Source organism: Sphingobacterium paucimobilis HER1398 (assembly GCF_000416985.1).
Classification (GTDB): domain Bacteria; phylum Bacteroidota; class Bacteroidia; order Sphingobacteriales; family Sphingobacteriaceae; genus Sphingobacterium; species Sphingobacterium paucimobilis.
The window spans coordinates 293,334-313,068 of the sequence record NZ_ATDL01000016.1 but is presented as its reverse complement, the minus strand read 5'-3'; the positions used below and the strand labels follow the sequence as shown (position 1 = coordinate 313,068).

The 19,735-nt window shown below is 41.1% G+C and carries 17 protein-coding genes; 9 read left to right on the top strand and 8 right to left on the bottom strand.

Annotated features, from left to right (window positions below):
• The 7 genes from M472_RS38340 to M472_RS38310 form a co-directional block, all read right to left on the bottom strand.
• Entirely contained in the window at positions 1-1,236 is a 1,236-nt protein-coding gene (locus M472_RS38340; protein WP_021071292.1) for a hypothetical protein, read from the bottom strand.
• 19 nt (positions 1,237-1,255) lie between these two features.
• A complete protein-coding gene (locus M472_RS38335; protein WP_021071291.1) occupies positions 1,256-1,912 on the bottom strand; it encodes a c-type cytochrome in 657 nt (218 codons plus the stop codon).
• The gene (locus M472_RS38330; protein ID WP_021071290.1) at positions 1,884-2,420 is read right to left on the bottom strand and encodes a DUF3341 domain-containing protein; all 537 of its coding nucleotides are present in this window, start codon (positions 2,418-2,420) and stop codon (positions 1,884-1,886) included. Before M472_RS38330 ends, M472_RS38335 begins: the two co-directional genes overlap by 29 nt.
• A 5-nt stretch (positions 2,421-2,425) precedes the next feature.
• Positions 2,426-3,907, bottom strand: coding sequence for an NrfD/PsrC family molybdoenzyme membrane anchor subunit (gene nrfD / locus M472_RS38325; protein WP_021071289.1), 1,482 nt, complete (start codon positions 3,905-3,907; stop codon positions 2,426-2,428).
• Between the two features lie 29 nt (positions 3,908-3,936).
• Entirely contained in the window at positions 3,937-6,942 is a 3,006-nt protein-coding gene (locus M472_RS38320; protein ID WP_021071288.1) for a TAT-variant-translocated molybdopterin oxidoreductase, read from the bottom strand.
• 38 nt (positions 6,943-6,980) lie between these two features.
• Positions 6,981-8,264 (bottom strand): cytochrome c3 family protein, encoded by a 1,284-nt coding sequence (locus M472_RS38315; RefSeq protein WP_021071287.1) that lies wholly within the window; start codon positions 8,262-8,264, stop codon positions 6,981-6,983.
• Positions 8,265-8,698: 434 nt separating this feature from the next.
• Positions 8,699-9,685 carry a LacI family DNA-binding transcriptional regulator gene (locus M472_RS38310; protein ID WP_021071286.1) on the bottom strand — a complete coding sequence of 329 codons (987 nt, stop codon included), beginning with the start codon at positions 9,683-9,685 and terminating at the stop codon, positions 8,699-8,701.
• A gap of 106 nt (positions 9,686-9,791) precedes the next feature.
• On the opposite strand from M472_RS38310, the gene M472_RS38305 reads away from it, so the two are divergent.
• Positions 9,792-12,053, top strand: coding sequence for a GH92 family glycosyl hydrolase (locus M472_RS38305; RefSeq protein WP_021071285.1), 2,262 nt, complete (start codon positions 9,792-9,794; stop codon positions 12,051-12,053).
• Positions 12,054-12,163: 110 nt separating this feature from the next.
• Positions 12,164-12,484 carry a DUF493 domain-containing protein gene (locus M472_RS38300; RefSeq protein WP_021071284.1) on the top strand — a complete coding sequence of 107 codons (321 nt, stop codon included), beginning with the start codon at positions 12,164-12,166 and terminating at the stop codon, positions 12,482-12,484.
• 36 nt (positions 12,485-12,520) lie between these two features.
• On the opposite strand, the gene M472_RS38295 is transcribed toward M472_RS38300, so the two are convergent.
• Positions 12,521-13,351 (bottom strand): glycogen/starch synthase, encoded by an 831-nt coding sequence (locus M472_RS38295; protein WP_021071283.1) that lies wholly within the window; start codon positions 13,349-13,351, stop codon positions 12,521-12,523.
• A 146-nt stretch (positions 13,352-13,497) separates the two neighbouring features.
• Here M472_RS38295 and panC point away from each other — a divergent pair, with 146 nt between their 5' ends.
• The 7 genes from panC to M472_RS38265 all read left to right on the top strand — a co-directional run bounded on the left by panC (position 13,498) and on the right by M472_RS38265 (position 19,698).
• Positions 13,498-14,346: a pantoate--beta-alanine ligase gene (gene panC / locus M472_RS38290; protein ID WP_031301888.1), complete on the top strand. Its 849-nt coding sequence runs from the start codon at positions 13,498-13,500 to the stop codon at positions 14,344-14,346.
• Between the two features lie 56 nt (positions 14,347-14,402).
• Positions 14,403-14,753, top strand: coding sequence for an aspartate 1-decarboxylase (panD, locus tag M472_RS38285; protein WP_021071281.1), 351 nt, complete (start codon positions 14,403-14,405; stop codon positions 14,751-14,753).
• A gap of 8 nt (positions 14,754-14,761) precedes the next feature.
• On the top strand, positions 14,762-15,130 hold the full coding sequence (locus M472_RS0122940; protein ID WP_144062750.1) for a hypothetical protein: 369 nt from the start codon (positions 14,762-14,764) through the stop codon (positions 15,128-15,130).
• Between the two features lie 231 nt (positions 15,131-15,361).
• Positions 15,362-17,599, top strand: a complete 2,238-nt coding sequence (locus tag M472_RS38280; protein ID WP_021071279.1) for a TonB-dependent receptor — start codon at positions 15,362-15,364, stop codon at positions 17,597-17,599.
• A gap of 21 nt (positions 17,600-17,620) precedes the next feature.
• Positions 17,621-18,106: a TlpA family protein disulfide reductase gene (locus tag M472_RS38275; RefSeq protein ID WP_021071278.1), complete on the top strand. Its 486-nt coding sequence runs from the start codon at positions 17,621-17,623 to the stop codon at positions 18,104-18,106.
• A 216-nt stretch (positions 18,107-18,322) separates the two neighbouring features.
• On the top strand, positions 18,323-19,036 hold the full coding sequence (locus tag M472_RS38270) for an FKBP-type peptidyl-prolyl cis-trans isomerase (protein ID WP_158499925.1): 714 nt from the start codon (positions 18,323-18,325) through the stop codon (positions 19,034-19,036).
• 65 nt (positions 19,037-19,101) lie between these two features.
• Positions 19,102-19,698 carry an FKBP-type peptidyl-prolyl cis-trans isomerase gene (locus M472_RS38265; protein WP_021071276.1) on the top strand — a complete coding sequence of 199 codons (597 nt, stop codon included), beginning with the start codon at positions 19,102-19,104 and terminating at the stop codon, positions 19,696-19,698.
• Positions 19,699-19,735: the final 37 nt, after the last annotated feature.

Below are 19,735 nucleotides of genomic sequence, written 5' to 3'. Positions count from 1 at the left end.
TTAAATCTGATGATGTAAACTTTCGTCCAAGAAAGGATGATTCTTTGGCACCAAAGCATGTTTACTCAACTTATTCATCACCAAGAAAGTAAACAATCCAACGAAACCGATAGCTGTACCCACCTCTATAACGCCGAACCCTCTCTCTGTATCAACAGTACCTGGCATGATCATAATATAATAATCCAACCAGTGACCGCATAACAACAATATAGCGACAAACAACATAGCGTTCTGCTTACGCTTCAGATCTCTGTCCACCAATAATAACAAAGGTGCTACAAAGTTAATAACAATACTTAACCAAAACCACAATTTATATTCTGGTTCGAAACGCTTGTAGAAATATACCGTCTCCTCTGGAATATTAGAGTAGTAGATCAACATAAACTGAGCAAACCAAACATAAGTCCAGAAAATAGAGAAACCAAAGATTAACTTCCCTAAATCATGCAAGTGATTTTCGTTTACCCAAGCCATATAACCTGCTTTCTTCAACAGGATAAGTATTACCGTAATAACACATAGCCCACTTACCCACATTGCAGCAAAGTTATACCAGCCAAACATGGTAGAGAACCAATGCGCCTCTAACGACATGATCGTATCAAAAGACCAAATTGGTGTTGTAAAACCAAATACTACTAAGAAAATAGCAGAAAGTTTAAATCCTTTTTTGTACGATGTAAGTCCACCTTCTAAGTCTTCGTTGTAAGACAACTTAGCCAAAATGAAAGCAAAGATACTGTAGCTACCCATAAATAAGATTTGACGAATCAAAAATCCAGGTACATTCAAAAAAGCTTGCTTACCAGCCACTAGCGCATCGTAATTTGGACTATTTGGGTCCATTAGGCCATCTGCATTCCAGTGGTGATAAAGATTGTGCGTATATAACCCTAATCCTACTATAACTAGAAGAACCAGAGATGCTATAGGCAAGATACTCGCCATCGCCTGAGGGATACGTATTAATCCAGCAGACCAAGCCGATTGTGTTACTAATTGAAGAGCGACAAAAAATGCTCCTGCTGCACATACACAAGTAAAGTAATACCCCATCAATAACAGGTTAGCATATGTACGCTCAACAATAATATGTTCACTTGATAACATACCGAAAGCAATGGCAGCTATACCCAATACGATAGCAACTAGGCTAATCACCTTAGCCGTGCCAGCAAAAGTATACTGCTCGCTGAAATTATAATCGTGATGATGATTGTGAGTTCCCATTTATAAAATTGATGTTAGGTTATTTCTTTTGTAATTCTTGTACATACATAACTACTTTCCAACGCTCTTCTGGATTCAACTGAGACGCGTGTGATCCCATTGTATTCAAACCGTAGTAAATAGTATGATAAATCTTTCCCGCTGTAAGATCAGCCATAGCACCACCTCTAGATGAGTTTGCTCCAGAAGAGATAGCATACGACGGAGGAGGAGGGAAATTCTCCAACTTACGAGTTCCTCTCGAATCAGTCACTTGACGATCCTTTGTGATCGAACCATCACCTTTACCCTCTTTACCATGACACACAGCACAGTTGGCGATAAACAAATGCTCACCCTGTGCTAAGTTTTCCTTTGTCGCTTCAAGCGGATTAGTTAACTCAGCACCTGCACGTGTATAATCTTCAACAGTATTCTCGTACTCCGATCCGAAGCGCTCGAAACCGATTGGATTCGTTCCGTCAGGAGGTGTCTGTGCAGTCTGCTTATTCTTAAAATTATTATTTGGCTGATCCGGATTATAAGCAATCGGATCATACATATTACGTGAAAATTCTAAACCTGTGCTACGCGTTGTCCCGTCACCACAAGCAGTAGTTACTGCAGCGAAAGCTACCGCTACACATACAGCGCCAAGAAAATTCTTCTTATTCATAACTAACATATTTTCTTTCATTGTACTTAACTTCTACTGCACCAGCTTCTTTTAACAAATTGTCGATCAACGTATGATCAGCATTATCACGTGCATCAATCGCAATGATAAAGCGGTCGTCCGTAGCTCTCAGATCCATCACACGTGGTGCACGTCCTGGGAACAAATGATTACGGAAAAAGAAGGTAGCTACCATACCCAATGCACATAATAATATCGTTACCTCAAAAGTAACCGGTACAAAGTTAGGCAATGGCATCGAAGGCTTACCTCCGATATTCATCGGCCAATCGTAAGACATAGTGAAATACAATAAGCTGAATCCTAATATCAATCCTAAACCTCCAAAACAGAATGCGGCTATCGGTAGACGAGAAGGTCTAACACCTAATTTAGCTTCAATACCGTGAATAGGCATAGGGGTAAAACAATCGTATATGCTGATGTTGTTTGCTTGCAATTTATCAATCCCATCCATCATCTCGTCAGGATCCGCAAAACTTCCTAATATATATTTTGTATTGCTCATTGCTATTATTTTTTACGTAATGCGTTAATTTCTTCCTCTGTTACAGAGTCATATTTCTTCATTGATTCTCTAAAGAACTCAACTTGATCATCAGGGAATGCCCCTTCTTGAACAAGCTTAGTTTTATGTTGCAAACTAGAGCTCTTCAACAATAATTTCACTTCGGCTATTGCTATACCTGGTAAGAAACGTAAGAACAATAGGAACAAAGTAAAGAACAATCCGATCGAACCTACAAAGATACCGACGTCAACCCAGGTTGGGTAGAACATTGCCCATGAAGAAGGTAGGTAATCGCGGTGCAACGATGTAACAATAATTACGAAACGTTCGAACCACATACCAATATTTACGATAATAGACAATACCCAAGAGATAGGAATACTTGTACGGATTTTCTTGAACCAGAACAACTGCGGAGAGATCACGTTACAGGTCATCATCGCCCAATATGCCCAAGCATACGGTCCCGCAATACGGTTAGCAAAAGCGTACATCTCATATTCAGAACCTGAGTACCATGCAATAAACAACTCCGTTAGATACGCTACACCAACGATAGAACCCGTCACCATAATGATCTTGTTCATCGCTTCGATATGGAACATGGTGATGTAATGCTCAAAGTTCATGACTTTACGAAGTATCAACAATAATGTCTGTACCATCGCAAAACCCGAGAAAATCGCTCCCGCAACGAAGTACGGAGGGAAAATCGTGGTATGCCATCCTGGAATAACAGATGTTGCAAAGTCCATGGATACAATCGTGTGTACCGAAAGTACCAGTGGTGTAGAAATACCAGCTAAGATCAGTGATACGATCTCAAAACGTTGCCACGATTTTACAGATCCATTCCATCCGAAGGAAAGAACAGAGTAAATTTTCTTTCTCAACCCTTCCGCACGGTCACGTACAGTAGCGATATCCGGTAACAATCCACAGTACCAGAACACTAAGGATACGGTAAAGTAGGTAGAGATCGCAAACGCATCCCATACTAACGGCGAGTTAAAGTTTACCCACAGTGAACCGAACTGGTTAGGAAGTGGGAAAATCCAGTACGCTAACCAAGGGCGTCCCATATGCGCAACAACATATGTTGCGGCACAGATAACGGCGAAGATCGTCATCGCCTCTGCCGAACGGTTAATCGAGTTCCGCCAGTTCTGACGGAAAATTAATAATACCGCTGAAATCAGCGTTCCGGCGTGCCCGATACCTACCCACCACACAAAGTCGGTGATATCCCAAGCCCAACCCACAGTTTTATTCAGACCCCAAGCACCGATACCCGTCCAAAACGTGTATCCAACACTTACGACCCATAACATAGCTCCACACACGGCTACGATAAATCCTATCCACCAAGCTTTGTTTGGCTTATTTTCAACCGGTAAAAGGATATCATCAGTCACTTGTGCGTAAGTGATGCCCTTACCGGTCATTAATGGTTCTCTTAATATTGATTCGTTATGCGATGACATAGTTGTTTTATTTCAGATATAGAATAAAATTATGCTTCAAATGTGTTTCTTACCTTAGTCATATAACCGATGTTCGGCTGAACATTGATTTCTTCTAAGACGTAGTACACACGTTCGTTACGTAATGCTTTTGACACTTCAGATTCAGGATCGTTAGCATCACCGAAGATGATTGCGTTAGCAGAACATGCCGCTTGACAAGCCATTTTAACATCGCCATCTTTCAATTTACGATTCTCCATCTTAGCCTGCAATTTACCTGCCTGAATACGTTGGATACACATCGAACATTTTTCCATTACCCCACGAGAACGTGTCGTAACATCAGGATTCAATACCAACTGTGTAAACTCATTGTTCAAGTAGTTGTCAAAACGGGAATCATTCCAGTAGTTGAACCAGTTGAAACGACGTACTTTATATGGACAGTTGTTGGCACAGTAACGCGTACCGAAACAACGGTTATAAGCCATATGGTTAAGACCTTCGGAAGAGTGTACTGTTGCCAATACCGGACATACCGTTTCACATGGAGCATGCTCACAGTGCTGACACAACATAGGCTGATGAACAACTGTTACATTTTCGAAGTCATCGATATGAGCAATTTCTTTCTCTTTGGTATATTTTGTACCATTATCTTCGATTGTGTAGTAACGGTCAATACGTAACCAGTGCATTTCACGACGACGGCGAACCTCGTCACGTCCTACAACAGGAATGTTATTCTCCACGTTACACGCTACGATACATGAACCACAACCTGTACATGCGTTCAAGTCGATAGCCATGACCCATTTGTGGCCTGGTTGTTCAAACTTGTTCCACAAATCGTACGTTTTGTGTGTATCTGAGAAACGACCAGACTCTGAGTTTGGATCCTTCAAATACTTCGCAAAAGTAGTCTCGCGAATAATATTACGGCCCTCGATCGTATGGTGTGTCTGTGTTTGCGCCAATTCATAAGTACCAGAAGCTTTAGTTACGGTAGCTTTAGCAGCTAACTGTACTGTACCATTCACCAATGTAGCAAAAGGATAAGCATTGTGACCTACATTATTACCCGCTTTACCAACATGTGTACGACCGTATCCCAAAGCCACAGAAACCGTACCCATTGCTTGTCCTGGTTGCAATACCACTGGAAGCTCTAAGCTGTAACCGTTAGCTTCAACTTTTACTTTACCATTCTCTCCCAAGCCCAATTGCTCTGCAAATTTAGGGTTAAGAGCGGCGTAGTTGTCCCAAGTAACCTTAGATACCGGATCAGGCAATTCTTGCAAGTAAGCGTTGTTGGCGTAACGACCATCGCGCATCACCGTAGACTCATACAATTTCAACTCTACATCGCCAGCGACTTTCTTAGCATCGGCAACGATTGCAGAAGATACTGCATTCACATCTACATTAGCAGAATAAGACGATCCTTGGTTTGTTCCTTTATAGATGTATCCAACTTGTAGTACATCTTTCCATGATTTACCTGTTCCAGCTAAGATCGTCGTATCCCAAGTTTGTTTTACGAAATCGTAGATGCTTGTTGTCTCACCAGCCCAAACCAACAAACTTTGTTCAGCCTGTCTTGTGTTGAATACTGGATTGATCGTCGGTTGTACAACCGTATATAAGCCCTCTTTAGAAGACGCATCACCCCATGATTCCAAGTAAGTAGGAACTGGTGCAATAGCATTCAATGTAGAAGCTGTTTCCTCTGCACGATCAGCAAATGACAATGTAAAGTCTATTTTCGCAATAGCGGCTTTAACATCCTCTGCTTTAAAGTAATCGTAAACTGGGTTGCTGTTTAAGAAGAATGCAACACCAACCTGTCCAGCCTTTGCAGCTGTCAAGAACTGTTGGAATGCAGCATCAGAACCTTGGTGTTGCTTCGAGTAATTATCCAAATCGATAATCGTACCGTAGGCACCTAATTGCGTATTGATGGCATTTACTAACGACTGCACATTCACATCGTTCGCCCCTGCAACAACAATAGATTTACCTTTTGCAGCAACCAATTCTTTCGCGGCCAACTTGATCGCCGTTTGTGCTTTCGCATTCGTAGTACCACCTGCAACAGACTGTCCTGTAATCTCATTGTATAATGAAATTAATACCGCACCTTCTTCTGAAGGCTTGATAGCGATACGAACGTCCGCATTTGAACCGGTCATCGAAAGACCAGATTCGAATTGGATATGACGTGACATCTTACCGTTTTTCAACGATTTGTAGTCACGGTTTTTGATATAATCTTGTGTATGCTCTTCACCTGCCAACCAAGATCCTAAGAAATCAGCTGCAACTGAAACAACAATCTGTGCATTACCGAAATTGTAACTTGGAATTACAGCTTTGCCAAAATTGTTTTTATTTGCTTCAACAATACCGCTATACGAGATTGCATCTACTTGAATATGATTAGCAGTAGGGTATTTCGCTGACAATTTAGCGATAGATGCCAACGTTGACGGTGAATTTACCGTATTAGATACAATAGTAATCTGTTTGCCTGCAGCTGCTGCTTTTGTTAATGCTGCGATTACCGTAGCATCTAACTTAGACCATTCTACATCTTTACCACCAATCTGTGGGTTCTGCAATTTGGACATATCGTACAAATCAAGAACAGAAGCCACCGTATTAGCATCCGTACCTTGATTCAAACCAACACCATTTGGATTTGCCTCTACAGAAATAGGACGCCCCTCACGTGTTCTAACCAAAATACTCTGTCCATTAAAAGAGGAAGCATAATAGTTTGGAATACCTGGAGTAATCTCCTCTGGCTTGATTACATAAGGAACAGCCTTGTGAACCGGTGTACGGTTACATGCTGCCAACGTAACAGCGCCCAAACCAAACCCTAAAGCTTTCAAGAAATCACGACGTGGAGTTCTTGTACTTAAACCTGCTTCATTTAATACATCTTCTACAGGAATAGGCTCAGCAAACTCCCCCTTGTTGTTTTCAACAAAAGCAGGCGTTTGATTCAATTCTTCTAAACCCTTCCAATATTTTTTATTGCTATCCATTTAAGCTGTATATAAGATTGCGTTTTTCGATTTAATTATTAATAGTGACACTTACCACACTCTAGACCACCGATCATAGCTGCAGTCATCTTCTCACCCTTCTTCAATTTTTCATGTGCCTCGATCAACTGATCGTAGTACTTGTTATCAGCGTTCACCTCCGTCGTTCTATGACAGTCCACACACCATTTCATCGTTAATGGTGAATACTGATAAACCTCTTCCATTGTCTCAATAGGACCGTGACAGGTCTGACACTCAATACCTGCAACAGAAACGTGTTGCGAGTGGTTGAAGTAAGCAAAATCTGGCAAGTTATGGATTCTAACCCACTCGATCGGACGAGGGTTATCACCGTATGTACGTGTATCTGGATCCCAATCTACCGCACGATACAACTTCAAAATCTCTGGAGACGTCTCGCCATTGTAATGGTCTGAAGCCGTGATTGTATTGTGACAATTCATACAAACATTCGCAGATGGAATAGATGCATTTTTTGACTTATAAGCACCACCATGACAATACTGACACTCAATCTGATTCACACCAGCATGAATCTGGTGAGAGAACTTAATCGGCTGAACCGGCTTGTACCCTGTATGAACACCCACGTTCCACATGGTCTGCCACCCCAACACAGCCAGTAATCCTACAACCATTAAGGCTGCAAAACCAACAAGCTTCTTGTTTTTCAAAAACTTCTGAGCGAACTTAACCCGACCTGACTCTTCAACAGACTCGTTACGTACACGAGCAGCCTCCACAGCAGCCTGATTATTGGCAATTACCTTCTCCAAAGTCTTCGTGACACGACTCAAGATTACAACTACTCCTATCGCCAACAAGAAGATAGCAACCATACCAATAATCATAAAATTATTAGCATCATCAGTCGCAGCAGCTCCACCTGTAGCCCCACCTTCAGCAGGTCCAGCAGCCAAGCGCGCTTCCTCTTCTTTTACAAAAGCAATAATTCCCTTGATCTGATCATCCGAAAACTGTGTAAAAGCAGGCATCGCTACTTTGTTGTACTCTTCAAAGATCTGCTTAGCCATAGGATCCCCAGCAGCAATCATTGCACCCGAGTTCTTAATCCATTTCACCAACCATTCTTCATCATGGCGTTCGGACATACCAGCCAGTGCTGGCCCCGTAAACTTCTTATCAATCTTGTGACAAGAACTACAGTTCGCCTTAAATAACGCAGCCCCTTCTTTTGCATCCTGCGCATTTGATGTCATTGTAACGGCAAATAACAATACCAAACTGATCGATATTGACTTCGCAAGTCTTCCCAATACGGATGAGATATTTCTCATATTTAGCACTTTATACTATTTATTTATGAATATAAAAATTACTTTACTCTATTGCTGGAGTACACAGTCCTACCAAACAATGCACAAAAGTATGACTTTATAAACAATCCCTGACAATTTAATGACGCAAATTATCAATTTAAAACCATTCTAAATAAAACGTATACTTAGGATAAAAACAGCCTAGTACTACTAAAAACAAAGTTTTGGACTGTAAAAATCAAATCAGAAAAATCTGATTTTGAAATTAAGTGATAAGAAGAATTAATTTCTGTGGAAAAAATCATTTACGGATAAAAACGAAAGAAGTAACTTCGTATTTCTGTCCATAATCCTATAAAATCGAACCTATTCAGTCTCGTTTTTTGGAGGACGACTCCCAATTTTTCATTTAAAAGAACCATTAACCTTTTTTCTACCAGCAATGCAATATACTACCGAATAATAAGTTCACAAGGCACAACAACCTGCACCAGCCCCTCACTCTTACCATTTATTTCATTAATCAATATATCGACGACCTGACGGGCGATTACAGGAATATTCTGAGATATAGCACTTACCGCTGGTTCAACCAATGAAAACAGAGCATTCTCATCAAAAGAGACCAATTTGTCGATCGGCAGATTGTAACGTTTAATAGCCTTTAAACCAGATAGCGCCAAATAATTGGTCGCAAACAACACGCCATCCAATTGGTTTTCCGCTATAAAGGCACGAATCTGCTGAATGGTCTCCTCCTCAGGCTGCTCTCGAACGATCTTCTCCACCAGCATCTTCTTTTCCAATCCGCACACAGCCTCTTTATAACCTTCCATCCTTCCCCGCATCTGCAATTGATTGGAATCGATCGTAATCATACCGACACGAGCGGCTTGCTTCTCTTCCAGCAAAAAACGAGTTCCTTCGTAAGCCCCTTTATGATTTTCTGAAATCACATAGTTCGTATCCAAGTCTTCCAAGTGTCGATCAAACAAAACTACAGGAACATTGTTCTTGAGCAGTCGCTGAATAACCTCCGTCAGTCCTTCTGTAGGAGCAATGATAAATCCATCAATCTGTCGATCATAAAACAACTGTATCAGCTCCTTCGCACGATTCACGTCATTGTTCATACTGCAATAAACGATATGGTATCCAAAATCGTAGGCAAACTTCTCAATCTGATCCGCAATATTTGCAAAAAAAGAGTTAGAAATATCTTCTACCAACAAACCCAGAGTCTTCGATTTTCCGGTACGTAAGCTCTTGGCAAGCTGATTTGGCTTATACCCTACTTGAGCAACATAATCCAGCACCTTTTTGGTCTGTGCTTCGCTTATGCGCTTCTCCTTTGCTTTATCATTCAAGATAAAAGAAACCGTCGTAACGGATATACCTAGGTTTTTTGCAATATCAGAAATAGAAAGTCGCTTCTTCATCTGCCTAAACTACTAAAATATTACAAAATTTTAGCAAGCAAATAGCCAAATATTTGCTAAAAGGTTTTATCTTCACAGAACAATAACACTATCAGACACTAAGCTTATGACAACCATACGCCTAAAAGCCTGCATAACGGCTGCACTTTTACTTGTAGAAATCGGGACAAACACAGCTCAAAAAAAGGACTACACACAATATGTAGATCCTTACATCGGTTCAGCAGAGCATGGGCACGTGTTCGTGGGGGCCAACGTACCTTCTGGCGCAGTTCAGCTTGGCCCAAGCCAGATCGCTCAAACATGGGACAAATACAACGGCTGGGATTGGTGCAGCGGCTACAACTACAAGAGTCAAGAAATCCTGGGCTTCACCCACACTCACCTTAGCGGCACCGGAATAGGCGATCTTAACGATATATTAATACTTCCAGCTACGGGCCGACACCATCTCTCTCCTGCCCCTTTTGGAAAGATGGATCAAGGATATGGTTCCGCCATCAGCAAAGCCAATGAAACCGTACGCCCGGGCTACTATAAGGTACTGCTCCAAGATTATGGCATATTGGCCGAAATGACAAGCTCAGAACGTGTCGGCTACCACCGCTACACCTTCCAAAACAAAAACACACCCCACCTGTTGATTGACCTCGGTTTTCAGATGAACTGGGACAAAGCCACGGATACCTATCTCAAACTGATAGATGACCATACACTGGTAGGCTATCGTTTTTCTAAAGGCTGGGCAGACGATCAAAAGGTTTATTTTGCCATTAAATCCTCCACCTCCTTAAATAACATACAATTCTATAATGGCAACGAAAAGGTCAATGGTTACCTGGTTGCCAAAGGAACGCACATCAAAGCACTCATTGACATACACGCCGATACCCCTGTAGAACTTAAAGTCGGCTTATCGCCTGTCAGCTTTGAAAATGCACTAGACAATATACAACAGGAGATACCGAACTGGAATTTTGATCAAGCCAAAACGAATGCCACTAGAAAATGGAATGAAGTGCTCGGAAAAATTGACTACGATGCAGATCAAAGATCAAAAACCATTTTCTACACCGCTCTATACCACTCTTATTTTGCACCAACCATATTCAACGACGCCAACGGGGACTATATGGGCACAGACAAACAGGTACATCGCCAGGAAAACTTTGAAAATTACACCTTTTTTTCGCTATGGGACACCTATCGCGGATTACATCCCTTGATGACACTCCTAGAAGACAAAAAGAACAAAGACTATGTCAAGACTATGCTAAAGATATACCAACAACAGGACAAATTACCGGTATGGCATCTTTGGGGCAACGAAACCAACACCATGGTGGGTCTTCCAGCCATACCTGTTATTGCGGACGCCCTATTGAAAGGATTTATCGACAAAGCAGACCATGAGCTCGCATTTGAGGCCGTAAAAACAACCGCAATGGGCTATGACAATGGCCTTCGATTCGTTCGGGAACTCAGCTACATACCGATTGACAGCATGGATCACGAATCGGTAGCTTGGGCGCTAGAATATGCTATCGCTGACTTTGGTGCTTACAAAATGGCCAAATACCTTAATAAAGAGGAAGACGCCAAATATTTTGAACAGCGTTATAAGCTCTATGAAAAATACTTCGACAAAGAAGTAGGCCACTTTGTAGGCCGTCACGCCAATGGCACCTTCCGACGCCCATTCGACCCACTCATGGCCAAACACAGAGAAAACGATTATTGTGAAGGCAATGCCTGGCAATACACCTGGCTGGTGCCACACGATGTACAGGGACTCACAACCCTCTTGGGAGGGGAGCAAAAATTTATAGCCAAACTCGATGAGTTTATCCAACTTCCAGAAATTCTCGATGATGCTTCTCCAGACATATCCGGTATGATAGGTCAGTACGCCCAAGGGAACGAACCCAACCACCATGTCCCCTACCTATATACTTATGTCGGTCAACAATGGAAAAGTGCAGAACTCGCTCATAAAGCGATGACAAAATATTATACTGATGCTCCCAATGGACTCTGCGGTAATGACGATGCAGGACAGATGAGCGCATGGTATGTATTTTCGTCCATGGGAATCTATCCAGCGAACCCCATGGATGGCAAATATATATTCGGCACTCCCCTGATGAAATCGGCCAAAATAGAACTGCCTAATGGCAACACTTTTGAAATCGCTGTAAAAAATCACGAAAAAAGCAATATCTATATCCAACGTGTCACATGGAATGGGGAGCCTTATCAAAAAAGCTACATCACCCATCACCATATTATGGGCGGCGGGAAACTAGAATTTGAAATGGGTGCAAAGCCCAATAAGAAGTTTGGACAAGCCAAAGATGCAAGACCCTAGCTCATGGCAGATGGCAGATGGCCGATAGCTATAAGCCATCTGCTAAAACATGCCAAAATAACAAAGGCATAGTAATTGCAATTACCATTCGAAAGAAAGGAAATTAAGACATGAAAGATTTGGGAAACATCAGCGTTCAAGACATCAATCAAAATGACGGCAATGACTTCTACGCAAGCTTCAGAGAAAAGTTAATCGATGTAGAACAGTTTCCGACACTGTACACGTTTAAGTTTATTGTACCTGCTACTACAGAAAACAAGCAGGTGATAGAAACAATTTTCGAGCACCCCAGCACAAAAATTCAAATCAAAGATTCAAAAACAGGAAAATACAACTCACTTTCCATTGAAACCTTTGTAAACAGTGCCGATGACGTGATTGCCTATTATAAAAAGGTGTCATCTCTCGAAAAAGTGATTATGTTATAAAAAAAAGGCTGTCATTCTGACAGCCTTTTTTTATCTTTAAGCTTCGACTTCTTCCGAAGCAAACTCTTCGTACAATGTCGCAAAGTTTTCGTAATCCTCTGCTGAATCCGGATTAAACACGCGGATCTTTTGGTCTTCTACGAACTGAAGAATATCCTTATTCAGATTTTCACCTACCGTCACTACGACATCCGTATAGTGCAATGCCCCTTTATAGACATCGACATAACTTCCGGAACCATAGACAGCAGCATCTTCCTGGGACACATCCTCATCTGCAGCCATACCTGCGTACTTCGAACCCACAGTATCCGTTAATGAAAAATCCTTTTCTTCATTAAATAACGAATAAAAGACTTTTGCATCTTTAAACGTGGGGTCTTCATGATATACCTTTTTCAAGTATAAAGGTATCATCGCGGTAAACCAGCCATGGCAGTGCACAACATCTGGCGACCACCCCAATTTCTTGACTGTCTCCAATGCTCCTTTGCAGAAGAACAGAGAACGTTCGTTGTTGTCCTCAAAGAACTTGTCTCCTTCATCTCTAAACGTCTTCTTTCGTTGAAAATACTCCTCGTTATCCAAGAAATACACCTGCATACGCGCAGCAGGCAAAGAAGCTACTTTAATGATTAATGGATTATCGTTATTATCCACCACTATATTCATTCCCGACAACCTTATCACCTCGTGAAGACGATTTCTGCGCTCATTAATACTACCAAAGCGAGGCATTAGAATCCGAATCTCGAATCCTTTCTCCTGCATAGCTTGCGGTAATTGGCGTGTTATTTCAGAAATTTTACTTATTTCAAGGAAAGGCGACATCTCGTGGGTAACAAACAATATTTTCGTTTTTGCCATCTCCAATTGCTTTTTTATTTATTTGAACAGTAAAATCGGTCTACAAAGATACGAATAATATCTAATTTTTACAATTCATTAAAAATTAGACCTTTCTAAATCCAAATATATTATGCAATTTTGCCCCCTATTTTACCATGCTAACGATGGAAATATACAGCACAAAAAACGAGCTCCAGGACCACTTGCACACATTGCGCAAGGCCCATAAAAAGATTGCATTGGTACCCACTATGGGCGCCTTACATGAGGGACATTTGTCATTGATACGGGAAGCGAAAAATTCAGCTGATATAGTCGTGTGTAGCATATTTGTAAACCCGACCCAATTCAACGACCCCCAGGATTTAGAAAAATATCCACGCCCTATAGAAAATGACATCGCCTTGTTAAAAGGTGAAACCTGTGATATACTATTCCTACCTACGGTCGATGAGATGTATCCCTCGTCTGACGAAATATGGGAGATAGATCTCGGAGAGCTGGACAACCTATGGGAAGGAGCAAAACGGCCGGGCCATTTTCAAGGTGTCACCCAGATTGTTTATAAATTGTTCAACCTGGTACAACCCGACATTGCTTGTTTTGGTCAAAAGGACTTCCAACAAGTCATGGTCATCCAACATATGATAGACCTTAAACAGCTTCCGATTTCTTTAAAAATAGGTCCTACTGTCCGTAGCGAAAAAGGGCTCGCCCTCAGCTCTAGAAACAGTAGACTTTCGGAGAAGGGAAAAGAAGATGCATTGGTTTTATATCGTACTCTCGAACAAACTCGGAACAACTTCGGACAAAAGTCGCTTGAACAGCTCCAACAAGAAGCAACTGCCAGCATCACTGCAACTTCCACTCTTACATTGGAGTATTTCGCGATATGCGAAACACGAACACTACAGCAAGCGATGGACAAGGACAATACGAAAGAATATGTCGCTCTGGTAGCCGCATGGATAGAGGGGGTACGCCTTATAGATAACATGCTATTAAACATGTAACGATTAAATAACATTTTATCCAAAAATTTTAACGAGATAAAAGCTAATTTTGTATTATGATGATTGAAGTAATGAAGTCGAAGATTCATCGGGCCCGTGTCACACAGGCTGAGTTGAATTATGTGGGAAGCATCACCATTGACCAGGACTTAATGGAAGCTGCAGATATTCTAGCAAACGAGAAAGTACAGATCGTGAACAACAATAACGGAGCTCGCTTAGAAACTTATGTGATTCCTGGCGAACGTGGCTCTGGAACAATATGCCTTAACGGCGCCGCTGCTAGATTGGTCCAAGTAGGAGATATCGTTATCATTATCTCTTATGCACTGATGGACCGCGAAGAAGCACGCACTCATGAGCCAAGGCTGGTATTTCCAGATGACCATAACCGCTTGATCAAATAACAACTATAGTGCTACACACTGTTTCACGATATCGCAGTCTTTTTGCCTACCTCCTAGCGGGGTGGATGTCTGTCATTGTGATCAGTGGAATAGTGTTTATGCACAAAGAGGTAACCTCTAAAGGGGAGATTATAACACACATTCACCCTTACGACTTTACCAAGAAAAAGAAAGACAAGCACCACCATAAAAACGATGCAGAAATTCAATTTCTCAACGTCGTCTTCCACGGAGCTTTTATTGAAACGGTATTCGATGTATTTGAAGCACCATTTTTTCAAGAGTTCAATTATATTACCTATGCGTTTTATTCCAAAACGTATCATTTCACTAAATACTTAGACACCTATCTCCGGGGACCACCGGCGCTTTTTTAGCGATTCTACTTTATTTGAAAGAATCAACTCGATTACACACATTATTATTGTGTAATCTTCGATAAGGATATATTTTTTCAATAAACACTTTACTGTATAGTTAAGGCACGCTATCAAGACGGATTGCATAGTAGTGCTAACCACACAGTACGTTGTATATTTTGAAAGACCTATCTCCTTATTCCCAATATATCAACAATTTATTAGCTAAAACAAGCATTACATATTATTATGTCTAAAACATATTATGGCCTAATCACGGCTATACTTATACTTTGTCATAGCCTATCCAGCTATGCACAGCAACTCACGGGCTACGTCCACGACACCGATGGCAAACCTGTAGAAAATGCTACAGTACGCCTCGAAGGCAATAAAAGCGGTACAAAAACGGCAACTGACGGAAAATTTGAACTACAAATGCCAACGGCAAAGAGTAAACTATCCATCCGCGCCATCGGCTATATTTCTCTACAGCAAAACATCGACCACAACACCTACAAGAGCGGCACTATATTTACGTTAGAAAAAGACAACCATAGCTTGGATGAAGTGGTAGTCTCGGGTACGCTCAAAGAAGTTTCCAAACTGGAAAGTCCGATTCCCGTAGAGGTCTATTCCGCGAAGTTCTTCCGGTCTAACCCCGCACCTACTATTTTCGAATCGTTGCAAAATATCAACGGTGTACGCCCACAGATCAACTGCAGCATCTGCAACACTGGCGACATCCACATCAATGGTCTAGAGGGGCCATATACAATGGTTCTTATCGACGGTATGCCGATTGTATCCGGCCTATCCACCGTTTACGGTTTGAATGGAATCCCTCAAGCCCTGATCGAACGCGTCGAGATTGTCAAAGGCCCTGCTTCTACACTATACGGTAGTGAAGCTGTTGGTGGCCTGATCAACGTCATTACCAAAGCGCCATCCAATGCGCCCTTATTTAGCCTAGAGGCATTTGGAACAACGTGGCAGGAATACAATCTGGACCTTGGCGGAAAGTTCAACGTCGGATCGGCTCAATCGCTATTGGGTGTCAATTACTTTAACTACTCCAACCCGATCGATAAAAACAACGACAATTTCACAGACGTCACTTTACAAGACCGCCTGTCCATTTTCAACAAGTGGAACTTCGCCCGTAAAGACAATAAGACATTTTCCATAGCAGGCCGTTATGTATATGAAGATCGCTGGGGTGGAGAGATGCAATGGAACAGGAAATACCGCGGTGGCAAGGAAGTCTATGCCGAAAGTATTTATACCAAGCGCTGGGAGCTCATGGGGATCTACGACCTGCCTGGCAGCGAGAACTTCTCGCTTTCGGTGAGCGCCAATGGCCATAACCAAAACAGTTATTATGGAGAAACGCCCTACATGGCAGACCAACGTATTTTCTTCGGTCAGCTAACTTGGAACAAAACATTAAAAAATCACGACTTACTAACTGGACTTGCCTATCGATACACTTATTACGATGACAATACTCCTGCTACCGATGAGACCTCACATACACACTTACCAGGCCTATTCGTACAGGATGAAATTACATTGCACCCACAACACAAGTTGCTTTTGGGAGCGCGCTATGATTACAACTCTATCCACGGGAGCATCGTTTCTCCACGGGGTAATTACAAATGGAACTCGAAAGACAAAAGTCAGGTGCTACGTGTAGGCATCGGTAACGGATACCGTGTAGCCAACGTATTTACAGAAGACCACGCTGCCTTGACCGGCGCCCGTGATGTCGAATTCGAAGAGGATTTGAAACCAGAAACTTCCTGGAACGGGAACATCAACTATGTGAAGAAATTTTACGCAGACAACGGTTCGGTATTCGCCATTGACGCGTCCGCGTTCTATACCTACTTCACCAATAAAATCATTCCTGATTACGAAACTGATGTCAAAAAAATCATCTACTCCAATCTGGATGGGCATGCTGTATCCAAAGGGATATCCCTTAACCTGGATTGGGCACATCATAGCGGCTTGAAGGCAATGATAGGCGGTACACTAATGGATGTATACAGTGAAGAGAACGACATTAGGGAATGGCAGATGCTGACCGAGAAGTTTATGGGTACTTGGACAATTGGCTATAAAATAAAACCAATTGGACTTAGCATTGACTATACGGGCAATGTCATTGGCCCCATGCGATTGCCGGTATTGACACATGATGATTATATAGACCCACGTCCGGACAAATCAAAAGCGTTCAGTATACAGAACATTCAGTTGACCAAACACTTCAAGAATGGCTTTGAAGTATTTGGTGGTGTAAAAAATCTATTGAACTGGACGCCGACAAAAGGTCTTCCATTTTTGATTTCGCGTGCACATGACCCATTCGAGAACATAGAGGACGACTCGCTCCCTCCATTTGACCCGAACTATGTCTACGGACCAAATCAAGGAATACGGGGCTTCCTAGGAGTACGTTATAATCTGTTTCGATAATGGTTAATGGTAACATTGTTAATGGAGAAATATTTATCCTATACACGTAATTTACTCCTTTTAATAGGTTTATTTGTGACAGACAATGGTCTGTCACAAATAAAACCTGTAGCTATAATGTCTCTTGACAGCGTAATGATCCAAGCTCCTAAACCTGTACTGATACTGCTCTCTACCGATTGGTGCCAGTATTGTCAAATGCAAAAACAGCAGGTACGCAAAAACAAGAAGTTTATCGAAAAGGGCAATCTGTTTCATTACATTGAGTTTGATGCAGAAAGCAAGGAAACTATCCGTTTTCAAGGCAAAGACTACGTGTACAAGCCCACTGGCGCCAATATTGGCACGCATGAATTGGCAGTCACCTTAAACGGTCCTGATCGGTTAGCCTATCCCACATGGATATTGCTGGATAAAGATTATCAAGTCCTATTCCGTCATGGAGGAGTACTGCGACCATACCAAATAAATGAGCTGATAGATACATTAGAAAAGGCTGAACATTAAAGTTCGGTCTTTTATTTTTAGAACAAACAACCTCATTATCAACACAATTATTAAAATTTCACTAATTTTAACAGAATTGTGTAGCGCTATTGTTATTTTTACCGTTTTAGAACCTAAACAACAATTTTAAAATCAAAATATGTACATAGAGGAGAGAGAAACCTGTATTTACATGGGACAACTAAAAAATTATTTATACTAATGAAACCTTCATTTATGAAAGATTCATTGCCATTTAAAAACAACTTATATTCAATGAAAAATCTATTTAAAACCGTATTGTTTGCTGCGCTTGGAGCGATTGTGTTTGTGTCGTGTAATAAAAAAGACGATTATGATTATGAAGGAGAAGCATTAAAAGTAGACCGTTATATCGATTCTCTATTACGTGCAGAAAAAATTAAGATTGACGAATACATGTCTGAGAATAGTGATGTAACATGGATTGCAGACACATTAACATATCCTTTCTACTTTTTAGACAAAAAAACGCCAAGAGGAATACACTATGCAATACTTAATGAAGCTACAGATGATTCTTATGAGTACAAATTCAATTCGTCAAACAACCCTATCGCGCCTGAATGGAAACTTAAATACAATGTCCATTTATTGACAGGTGGAGATGCTGTACAATCAGATTTGGAAGGCGGCAAATATAATATGTCGAACCCTAATACCCCTAACCCTTTTACAGAGGCTTGGATTATCTCCCTTTTCCCGTCACAAAATAAAGTAAACGGAAATATTATTCCTTATAAAGGACTTACCGAAAAGGGACAGAAAAAAGGCAGCAAAATAAGAGTAATAGTCCCTTCTCTCTATGCTTACGGCTCTCTTGCTAAAAAAGCAGATGGAAAGGTCTTTTTAAAAGATATCCCTGCAAACTCTCCTTTAGTTTACGAGTTTGACATCATGGAAATTCAATAAGTAAATAAAAACATAATTTCAAGAGAAGGTTTCAGCCTTCTCTTTTTTTAATTAACAAATTCCTCATGAAAAAAATACTCGCTTATATCGTTTTTGCCTTTACCTTATTTGCCATCAGCTCTTGTAATAAAACCGAAGACACTTTTGACGCAGCTGCTAGATTTGAAGAAGAAAAGGGGATAATAGCAACATATGCTAAAAGTAAATACCCCAATATGAACATTTCTAGTGACACCACAGGAATATGGTTTGAAGTAATGAACCCAGGAGAAGAAGGAAGCTACGAATATAAAGTTGTCGACACTATCTATAACGGATATAACACGAAAATGATTCGTCCTGCTGATATTACGGTCCGCTATACAGGCAAGTTAATATCTAATGAAACCGTTTTTGACAGTAATACTTCTGAAGCCGGAATGTCAGGAAAAACAACAGACTATATTTCTGCTTGGTACTATGCATTTATGCCTAAAAGCATAGGCGAACATAAAATTGGCGGTCTCACCTTAAAAGGACTACAAAAAGGGAGCAAAATAAGAATAATTACTCCTTCTTATTTTGCCTATGGTAATAGGTCCATCGGTACTATACCTGCTAATTCCCCTTTATATTTTGAAATTGAAGTGGTCAGCATAAAAGATCATAATCCAAATAAATAATAGCAGTCTAAATTAAACAACAATAAAAGATAAAAGC